At 64.8% G+C, this 9,082-nt stretch carries 10 protein-coding genes; 6 read left to right on the top strand and 4 right to left on the bottom strand.

The features are described 5' to 3' along the window. The coding region (locus JO236_RS06325; protein ID WP_293326267.1) for a DUF503 family protein at positions 1-116 on the bottom strand (116 nt) is incomplete at its 3' end. Between the two features lie 19 nt (positions 117-135). Further along, positions 136-786 carry a hypothetical protein gene (locus tag JO236_RS06320; RefSeq protein ID WP_293326262.1) on the bottom strand — a complete coding sequence of 217 codons (651 nt, stop codon included), beginning with the start codon at positions 784-786 and terminating at the stop codon, positions 136-138. Between the two features lie 265 nt (positions 787-1,051). Here JO236_RS06320 and arc point away from each other — a divergent pair, with 265 nt between their 5' ends. From arc to JO236_RS06305, 3 genes are read left to right on the top strand one after another with little or no spacing between them, the layout of a single operon-like run. Beyond that, complete coding sequence (arc, locus tag JO236_RS06315) at positions 1,052-2,869, top strand: proteasome ATPase (protein ID WP_293326259.1); 1,818 nt, start codon at positions 1,052-1,054, stop codon at positions 2,867-2,869. A 34-nt stretch (positions 2,870-2,903) separates the two neighbouring features. Then, positions 2,904-4,280 carry a hypothetical protein gene (locus JO236_RS06310; protein ID WP_293326256.1) on the top strand — a complete coding sequence of 459 codons (1,377 nt, stop codon included), beginning with the start codon at positions 2,904-2,906 and terminating at the stop codon, positions 4,278-4,280. A 52-nt stretch (positions 4,281-4,332) separates the two neighbouring features. Continuing rightward, positions 4,333-4,764 (top strand): hypothetical protein, encoded by a 432-nt coding sequence (locus JO236_RS06305; RefSeq protein WP_293326254.1) that lies wholly within the window; start codon positions 4,333-4,335, stop codon positions 4,762-4,764. Here the strand turns inward: JO236_RS06305 and JO236_RS06300 are convergent. Continuing rightward, complete coding sequence (locus JO236_RS06300; RefSeq protein ID WP_293326252.1) at positions 4,761-5,390, bottom strand: hypothetical protein; 630 nt, start codon at positions 5,388-5,390, stop codon at positions 4,761-4,763. The genes JO236_RS06305 and JO236_RS06300 overlap by 4 nt on opposite strands. 9 nt (positions 5,391-5,399) lie before the next feature. Then, the gene (locus JO236_RS06295; RefSeq protein WP_293326250.1) at positions 5,400-6,557 is read right to left on the bottom strand and encodes a hypothetical protein; all 1,158 of its coding nucleotides are present in this window, start codon (positions 6,555-6,557) and stop codon (positions 5,400-5,402) included. A gap of 161 nt (positions 6,558-6,718) precedes the next feature. Between JO236_RS06295 and dop the strand changes: the two genes are divergently transcribed. From dop to prcB, 3 genes are all read left to right on the top strand, one after another. Continuing rightward, positions 6,719-8,215: a pup deamidase/depupylase gene (gene dop, locus JO236_RS06290; protein ID WP_293326246.1), complete on the top strand. Its 1,497-nt coding sequence runs from the start codon at positions 6,719-6,721 to the stop codon at positions 8,213-8,215. A 103-nt stretch (positions 8,216-8,318) separates the two neighbouring features. Continuing rightward, positions 8,319-8,513 (top strand): ubiquitin-like protein Pup, encoded by a 195-nt coding sequence (locus JO236_RS06285; protein ID WP_293326264.1) that lies wholly within the window; start codon positions 8,319-8,321, stop codon positions 8,511-8,513. Then, a partial coding sequence (gene prcB, locus JO236_RS06280) for a proteasome subunit beta (protein ID WP_293326243.1) occupies positions 8,510-9,082 on the top strand: 573 nt, incomplete at its 3' end. The genes JO236_RS06285 and prcB, both read left to right, overlap by 4 nt.

Raw genomic sequence — 9,082 nt, 5'->3', positions numbered from 1 at the left:
GACACGCTGAGTTTGCGCCGCAGCTCGGCGACGACGGGGCGTACCAGCGAGCGCTTCTGCTTCAGCGATCGCACGTCGCCGAGCAGCACGTCGAACTCGAGCCAGCCGATCCACATTCCGGGGGTCAGGGTGTCTTCAAGAGGTGGGCGCCGGAGCCGGCGCCGGGCTTTCGGTCGGGGCCGGCACCGGTGCCGGCTGGCTGGCACTGGGACTGGGACTGGGATTGGGACCGGGGGGCGGAGCCGGTGCCGAACTGGTCGCCGGCGTCGTCGAATCCGGTGAAGTGCCAAGCGCCAGCAGCATTTCCGCGGTCTTGCGGGACAACTGCCAGCTGCCCTGGCAGGTTGCGCAGGGCGTGAAGTCCATCGGGAAGGTGAACCTGCGGTTGTTCGCCGAAGAGACATTGATCGTGGCCATCACATTCGACGCGTTCTGATCCGACCACGCGATGCCCTCCGCGGTGAACGTCATCGGCAGGTAGCCGTTGTCGCGCAACGCGTTGGTGTATTTGTCCAGGACGGCACCGGTCTCGGGAGTCGCGCCCTGGACCAGGTCGGTCTTGTTGGCACCAGGCACGGCCGGGTCGGAGAGCCGAGTCAACACGTCGACAAGCGCTTCGGGCGCGGGCAGGGGAACGGTGGGAGCGTTGGCGACCTCGCTCGACGAGGCGGGTGGCACCGACTCGGTCGCCGCCGAATTCTTGGCGACGTGATTCGAACACGCCGACAGCGCCAGCGCCGCTACGGCGGCGACTGTGCACAGGGCTGCCGAGAGCACTCGATGCATCCGGCGAAATGCTCGGCTATGGGTGGACTGCAATGTAAGTCACACCCGCGGCTGCAGCGGGAATGCTGGTAACCGCGGCTACGCCCGTGGCGAGGGGTTTCATGGTCCGGGGTGTCCTTTCGGGGTGCCCGACGTGACGCAGAGATTACCAGCGGGACATTACTTGTTACTTTTCCACCGCATTTGACTCCGCACATCTGACGCCAATCGCCGGTAGCGTTGACGTATCCGCCGCGCCATTTCGGTAGCGGGAAAGGAGCGCAACATGGGTGAGTCAGAGCGTTCTGAAGCATTCGGTAACAACCTGTCCAGCGACGATGCCGTCGAACTAGAACAACTACGTCGTGAGGCAGCAGTGCTGCGTGAGGAACTCGAGCGTGCGGTTGGCTCGCAAAGCTCTACCCGCTCCGCCCGCGATGTGCATCAACTCGAAGCCCGTATCGACTCACTTGCGGCTCGCAATTCCAAATTAATGGAAACTCTTAAAGAGGCCCGTCAGCAACTGTTGGCGCTACGCGAAGAGGTCGATCGACTCGGACAGCCCCCCAGTGGTTATGGCGTCCTGTTATCTGCCCATGAGGACGAAACGGTCGATGTGTTCACGTCGGGTCGCAAGATGCGGCTCACGTGCTCGCCCAACATCGACGCCAAGTCCCTCAGGAAGGGCCAAACGGTCCGGCTCAACGAGGCCCTGACCGTGGTCGAGGCCGGCTCCTTCGAGTCGGTCGGCGAGATCTCGACCTTGCGCGAGGTCCTTGCCGACGGTCACCGCGCACTCGTCGTCGGCCACGCCGACGAGGAACGCATCGTCTGGCTGGCCGAACCCCTGGTCGCCGAGGATTTGCCCGAGGGACATCCCGACGCTCTCAACGATGACACCAGGCCGCGCAAACTGCGGCCTGGCGATTCTCTGCTGGTCGACACCAAGGCCGGCTACGCATTCGAGCGCGTCCCCAAGGCCGAAGTCGAAGACCTGGTGCTGGAGGAGGTGCCGGATGTCAGCTACCAGGACATTGGCGGCCTGACGCGCCAGATCGAGCAGATCCGCGACGCCGTGGAGCTGCCGTTCCTGCATAAGGAGCTCTACCGGGAGTACGCGTTGCGGCCGCCCAAGGGTGTGCTGCTGTACGGCCCGCCCGGCTGCGGTAAGACGCTGATCGCCAAGGCGGTGGCCAACTCGCTGGCCAAGAAGATGGCCGAGGTCCGTGGTGACGACGCCCGCGAGGCGAAGTCCTACTTCCTCAACATCAAGGGTCCCGAGCTGCTGAACAAGTTCGTCGGCGAGACCGAGCGCCACATCCGGCTGATCTTTCAGCGGGCCCGGGAGAAGGCCTCCGAAGGCACGCCGGTGATCGTGTTCTTCGACGAGATGGACTCCATCTTCCGCACCCGCGGTACCGGTGTCTCCTCGGACGTCGAGACGACCGTCGTCCCGCAGTTGCTCAGCGAGATCGACGGGGTCGAGGGACTCGAGAACGTCATCGTGATCGGTGCCTCCAACCGTGAGGACATGATCGACCCGGCCATCCTGCGGCCCGGGCGCCTCGACGTGAAGATCAAGATCGAGCGGCCGGATGCCGAAGCGGCGCAGGACATTTACTCGAAGTACCTGGTCGAGTCGTTGCCCGTGCACGCCGACGACCTCGCCGAGTTCGACGGCGATCGTTCGGCCTGCATCCGGGCGATGATCGAGAAGGTGGTCGAGCGGATGTACGCCGAGATCGACGACAACCGATTCCTCGAGGTCACCTACGCCAACGGCGACAAGGAAGTCATGTACTTCAAGGACTTCAACTCCGGGGCGATGATCCAGAACGTGGTCGACCGGGCGAAGAAGAACGCGATCAAGTCGGTGCTGGAGACCGGCCAACCGGGCCTGCGCATCCAGCATCTGCTGGATTCGATCGTCGACGAGTTCGCCGAAAACGAGGACCTGCCCAACACCACCAACCCCGATGACTGGGCGCGGATTTCGGGCAAGAAGGGGGAGCGGATCGTCTACATCCGCACCCTGGTCACCGGCAAGTCGTCGAGCGCGTCGCGGGCCATCGACACCGAGTCCAACCTGGGTCAGTACCTGTAGGCGTTCGTCGGTCATCCCGGCTAACGTCGCACGGGTGGAGCTGCGTTTTGATGGGTGTGACGACCACGACGCGTATCGCGGGGCCCGTGATGCCCTGCTCGACGAGCTCGACCAGTGGTTGGATCTTCCCGAGCGGGAACGGGCCGGCGTGCTCTGCGACGTCGAGTTCTTTTTGGACTGGCGGTATCGCGACTCTAGTGGTGTTCTCGACGAATTCGCCCCAAGCGACGTCGCGGAGTTTCTGCTGGAGTGGTGCCCCTACCGTCTGCGGGGGCGCACCGACGAGGCCAGGGGTCTGTGCAACGCCGTCGGCGTCTACGTCGACTTCATGGCGGCCACCGGACGTCTTGTCGGTGGCGTCGATCGTGCCAACCGGTTGAGGAGGCTGGCCGACGATCTCGTCCCGACCGTGCGCGCGGAAATGCGAAATCCCACGCCGGCCGTGGATGAGGTCAGCGTGGATGACGATGACGAGAGGCTGCGGGAGGCAATAGAGGACATCGAGAAGTACGGCCCGCGCGGGGTCGAGGCTCCAGAGACTTACGAATTGCCGTTCGTCTACATCCCGCCGCCGGTTGTCGACGTGGAGACCGCCGCGGCCGAGGCGCCGTTGTTGGCGAAACTCGATGCCCTGCGTAGCTATCTCGGCCCCGACGGCAAGCAATTGACCGACACTGGGAATCTCAAACTGGCCGACGGTCGCGCGCTGATAGATCTGCTCGACACCGGCGACGAGATGGACCCCCAGATCGGCGACAAGAGTTTCCGGACCTGGACCACGGCGAAATTGCCCCGCCTGAACTTCCTGCTCGACGTTGCCAAGGAAGTGGGCGCGGTCCGGTTGCACCGACGTCGCCTAGTTCCGGTGAAGGCATGGGCAACTCGCCCAACCCTGCCTCGTGCGGCCGCGCTGTTCGCAGCGATCGTCGAACTCGGCCCATTGGAGTCGCAGTCTTCAGGCCGCGTCTGGTTCCTCGACGAAATGCACCAGGTGCTCGACGACGGAATAGTCCATTGGCTGGCTCCGCTGCTTGCCGACGACACCGCCGAGCTACCCTTCCAGACCTTGCTGGAGTGGGCCCAGTCCGTGGTCGCCCGGCAGACCGCGCCGTATGTGTCGGAGCTGAAAGATCGTCTCGACGGATTCATCGAGCGCGATATGAGCCGAATTTTCGAGGTCCTCGAGCAGGCCGGTGTGGTGCGCTGGTCGGGCCGCGTCGAGGTGCCGAAACTTTACGGCGGCAGCCACTGGATCGGAGGCACCGTGACGTTGACCGCCCTCGGCCGCTTTGTCCTGCCGGATTATCTCGACGACGCCGGGTACGTGCTACGGCGCGCCGACGGAATTGCCACCGGGGATGCCGCGACGCTGATCGACGCCATTGTTGTCGACTGGCGAAGCGCAGCATGAGGCCCTGATAGCAAGTTGGCAATCTGACCGTCCGGATGCCGAGCGCGTACGCATGCTGACCGAGGCCGTCGCGGCCAGTCCTACCGCCGACAGCCGCATGATGGGGTTCGTTGCGCTGCACACGTTCGACATCGAAACGACTGAGCCGTTGGTTCGTCAGCTGCTGGACACCCCCGTTGCCGGCCATGCCGCGCTGTGGTTGATGCAGCGCGACCGAGCTGATCCTGAAACCCTGGCTAGCTTTGTCGATGTTGCAGTACTCGTCGATGTGTTTTCCGCCGCCGAGCCCGAAGAGCTGTGCAGTCTTTTCGCCGGTGTGCCGGACCCGCGGCAATTACTGGAAGACATGTGGCGGCATCCTGCGCCCGAGACCGCGCTCGTCCTCGACGCGCTGGGCCGCCATCTACCGGACCATGCGCTCGCCAAGGCCGCACGCAAAGCCGCTGTGCGCCACCGCAGTTGGCTAGCGAACCGCAGGGGCTAGTTGTTCACCAACGAATAGCTGTTGGTCAGGTCGTCCTGCAGGACGTCGGCGGCCTTCGTGGTGGTGTCCACCCGCAACGTGTCGGCAAGCACGCGGGAATGGTAGGTCCAGCCGGCTGGCAGTTTGAGACGGTCGCCGAGCCCGGGCAGGTCGGCTCGCGACAATGTGGGGTCGACGATCTGGCTCCACGTCTGCATGATCCATTGCTGGCCGTGGGGATCTTGGAGTTCGTAGATCTGTTGTCCGGCGTCGAAGACGAAGACTGTATGGCGGGTTACGTGGTTGGTGGTGTAGGGCGAGGGGTTCATTGACGACAGCAGCACGGTGGCCTGCATCAGCATTTCGATGCCGCCGAAGTTCTTGGTTATCGCCGGGCCCTTCCGGTCCTTTTCGATGCGGTTCATCAACCAATAGCGCGGGCCGTTGAGTAGCGCTGCGGCAGCACCGTTTTCGGTCGCGATCACCTGCGGGTCGAGCGCGGACCACAGCTCGGCGGGACAGTCGTTCAGCGGATAGCTGTTGTACACCGTGGCCTGCGGGCCGGCCTCGCCGGGGGTGATGAGGAGAACCTCGCCGTAACGCTTGCCGGACAGATCGGCTTCTGCAGGTACCTCGTCGACGCTCACCAGGTGAAATTAATCACTCGCCTCATCGGCGTCAACAGTAGCCACGCTGCCGCGATAGCGGTTGCGCGCGATCAGGGTGGCGTGCAGATCCCCGATCAGCGGGTCGAGAAAGGTCGAGCGGTACTCGGCGTCGCCCGCCGCGCGGGCGCTGATGTACATGAATGTCAATGCGCCCAGAAAAAGACACATATGGATCAGCGAACCCGGCACCGGGACTGTCATGCCGAGCACCGTCCCGATGTTCTTGTCGGTGTGGGTCCACTCCTTGAGCAGCGCCGGGGACAGCAGGATCAGCCCGAGGATCAGGTAGATGGCGGCAGTCACCACGGCCACCACCATGATTTGCACCAATTGGGATATCGCCACCACAAAGACCACGTTGAGCCGCTCGTACCTGGTCAGCCGGGGACTGACTGGCGGATCCGTCATGGCCGCAAAGGGCGTGTCGGCCAACATTTCGCAGTCGTGGGGCGGCGTGGCCGCCGACCGCAGCATCGGCCTGACCCGTTCCACGGTCGCGGATATGACGAAGACCCCGGCGATGCCAACGAGAAACGCCATCGCCGCCCATAGGCGATCGTCGCCGATGGTCGCGGCCATCAACCAGACGTAGGTGTTGAAGAACACCAGTGCCGTGAGCAGCACGACAGGCAGCGCCCGGACCACCAGGGCGCCAACCGTCGCCAAATGCGACAGCGTCATGCGCGCCGCCCACCCCATGACCGAGCCGACGCCGCAACCGGTCAGGATCAACACCACTGCGATCACGAGGGCCGCTTCACGCAGTTGACCCGGACCCGCCTCGAAGACCCCGGCAGTAACCGCGACAGCCACCACGATCGTCGCTGTTATCGTGCGGATCCGCTTGTGTGGCAATAGGGATACCAGCCAGCCGGCGAGCACCGACAGCGGAAGCGCCGCGACCAGGACCGCCAAGACCACCCATTCCGCGATGGTCGGCTCCTCGGTGTGAATTTCCCGTCCGCCGGTGATCAGGTAGATCGGTATCCCGCAGGTCTGGATTGTCGCGTAGACCGCCAGCACCGAAGCTGATCGCGGCCACAAGCGTCGCCACCGGCCTCGGGTCGTCAATACCGATGGCAAACCACGTTCGAGAAACCAGCTTTCGGCTTCGACACTCTCCGCCGGTGAACGCCCTGGGCTCATGACTTCTAATGTTGAGCGGGCCTACGCGCTGTTTGTGCAACCGCGGCGCCGACACGCCGAGCGGCGACGTCCAGGGCTCGCACTCGGCTCCTCACCCCGCTGCGCGGGCCTCCTCACCCCGCTGCGCGGGCTGCATGGTCGTCAGGCCTAGTCTCGATGGCATGCAACGGATCATCGGGACGGAGGTCGAGTACGGCATTTCGTCGCCGTCGGACCCGACCGCCAACCCGATCCTCACTTCGACCCAGGCGGTGCTGGCCTACGCCGCCGCCGCGGGCATCCAGCGCGCGAAACGCACCCGTTGGGACTACGAGGTGGAATCACCGCTGCGCGACGCGCGTGGCTTCGACCTGAGCCGTTCGGCCGGACCGCCGCCGGTGGTCGACGCCGACGAGGTCGGTGCCGCCAACATGATCCTGACCAACGGGGCACGGCTCTACGTCGACCACGCGCACCCGGAGTACTCGGCGCCCGAGTGCACCGACCCGCTGGATGCGGTGATCTGGGACAAGGCCGGCGAACGGGTCATGGAGGCGGCCGCCCGGCACGTCGCCAGCGTGCCCGGGGCCGCGAAACTGCAGTTGTACAAGAACAACGTGGACGGCAAGGGCGCGTCCTACGGATCGCACGAGAACTATTTGATGTCGCGACAGACGCCGTTCTCCGCGATCATCGCCGGGTTGACACCCTTCCTGGTGTCCCGGCAGGTGGTCACGGGTTCCGGTCGCGTCGGCGTCGGGCCCTCGGGAGACGAGCCCGGATTCCAGCTGTCGCAGCGCTCCGACTACATCGAGGTCGAGGTGGGGTTGGAGACCACCCTCAAACGCGGCATCATCAACACCCGCGACGAGCCCCACGCCGACGCCGATCGCTACCGCCGGCTGCATGTCATCATCGGCGACGCCAACCTGGCCGAGACGTCGACGTATCTGAAGCTGGGCACGACGGCGCTGGTGCTCGACTTGATCGAAGAGGGCATCGATCTCAGCGATCTGGCGCTGGCCCGTCCCGTGCACGCCGTGCATGCAATCAGCCGCGATCCGTCGCTGCGGGTCGCTGTCGCGCTGGTCGACGGCCGCGAGCTGACCGGCCTTGCGCTGCAACGGATCTACCTCGACCGGGTAGCCAAGCTGGTTGACAGCCGCGATCGGGATCCCCGCGCATCCCACATCGTGGAAACCTGGGCCCATGCGCTCGACCAGCTCGAGCGAGACCCGATGGACTGCGCCGAGCTGCTCGACTGGCCGGCCAAGCTGCGATTGCTGGAAGGTTTCCGGCAGCGGGAGAACCTGAGTTGGTCGGCGCCCCGGCTGCACCTCGTGGACTTGCAGTATTCCGATGTCCGATTGGACAAGGGACTGTATAACCGGCTCGTCGCGCGCGGGTCGATGAAACGCCTGGTGAACGAGCATCAGGTGCTCGACGCGGTGGACAAGCCGCCGACGGACACACGCGCGTATTTCCGCGGAGAATGCCTGCGCCGGTTCGGCGCCGATATCGCCGCCGCCAGTTGGGACTCGGTGATTTTCGACCTGGGCGGTGACTCGTTGGTGCGAATCCCCACGCTGGAACCACTGCGCGGCAGCAAGGCCCACGTCGGAGCGCTATTGGACTCGGTGGATAGCGCCGTCGAACTGGTCGAACAACTGACGAGCTAAGGCCACCTCGACCGGGAAAAGTCGGGGTTGACCGGTAGGGTAGATGAAACCGGCAGGGCGCGCGCGCCCATGAATGAAGCCGATAACCAAGCAGGAGGCGGCGATGGCTCAGGAGCAGACCAAGCGTGGCGGTGGTGGCGACGATGACGACGACCTCACCGGTGCGACGGCCGGGGGCCAGGAGCGTCGCGAAAAGCTGGCCGAGGAGACTGACGATCTGCTCGACGAGATTGACGATGTCCTTGAGGAAAACGCAGAGGACTTTGTCCGCGCGTACGTCCAAAAGGGCGGACAGTGATCTGGCCGCTACCTGATCGCTTATCAACCAACCAGCCCGCTGTAGACCTGTCCTCGTTCGCCGACTTCCTGCGCCGCCAGGCGCCGGAGTTGCTGCCGGTGAGCCTCAGCGGCGCCCACGTCGGTGATCAACTACCGCACGGCACCACGATCGTCGCGCTGAAATACCCGGGCGGCGTCGTCCTCGCCGGCGACCGCCGTTCCACGCAAGGCAATATGATCGCCGGCCGCGATGTGCGCAAGGTGTACATCACCGACGACTACACGGCGACCGGGATCGCCGGCACGGCCGCCATTGCGGTCGAGTTCGCCCGCCTGTACGCGGTCGAACTCGAGCATTACGAGAAGCTCGAAGGCGTGCCGCTGACATTCGCGGGCAAGGTCAACCGGCTCGCGATCATGGTGCGCGGCAACCTGGCCGCCGCGATGCAGGGCCTGGTGGCGCTGCCGCTGCTGGCGGGCTACGACATCCATGCGGCCGATCCCGAAAGCGCGGGCCGCATCGTGTCGTTCGACGCAGCGGGCGGCTGGAACATCGAGGAAGAGGGCTACCAGTCGGTGGGATCCGGC

The sequence above is a fragment of the Mycobacterium sp. genome (assembly GCF_019247635.1).
Lineage (GTDB): Bacteria > Actinomycetota > Actinomycetes > Mycobacteriales > Mycobacteriaceae > Mycobacterium.
Note: the sequence above shows the minus strand (reverse complement) of the source record. Positions and strands in the feature narration are given on the sequence as shown.

What these genes read in the sequence shown, in the direction of transcription:
- JO236_RS06320 (WP_293326262.1), bottom strand. Translation starts at nt 786, where the DNA reads ATGCATCGAGTGCTCTCGGCAGCCCTGTGCACAGTCGCCGCCGTAGCG.
- arc (WP_293326259.1), top strand. Translation starts at nt 1,052, where the DNA reads ATGGGTGAGTCAGAGCGTTCTGAAGCATTCGGTAACAACCTGTCCAGC.
- JO236_RS06305 (WP_293326254.1), top strand. Translation starts at nt 4,333, where the DNA reads ATGCTGACCGAGGCCGTCGCGGCCAGTCCTACCGCCGACAGCCGCATG.
- JO236_RS06295 (WP_293326250.1), bottom strand. Translation starts at nt 6,557, where the DNA reads ATGAGCCCAGGGCGTTCACCGGCGGAGAGTGTCGAAGCCGAAAGCTGG.
- dop (WP_293326246.1), top strand. Translation starts at nt 6,719, where the DNA reads ATGCAACGGATCATCGGGACGGAGGTCGAGTACGGCATTTCGTCGCCG.
- JO236_RS06285 (WP_293326264.1), top strand. Translation starts at nt 8,319, where the DNA reads ATGGCTCAGGAGCAGACCAAGCGTGGCGGTGGTGGCGACGATGACGAC.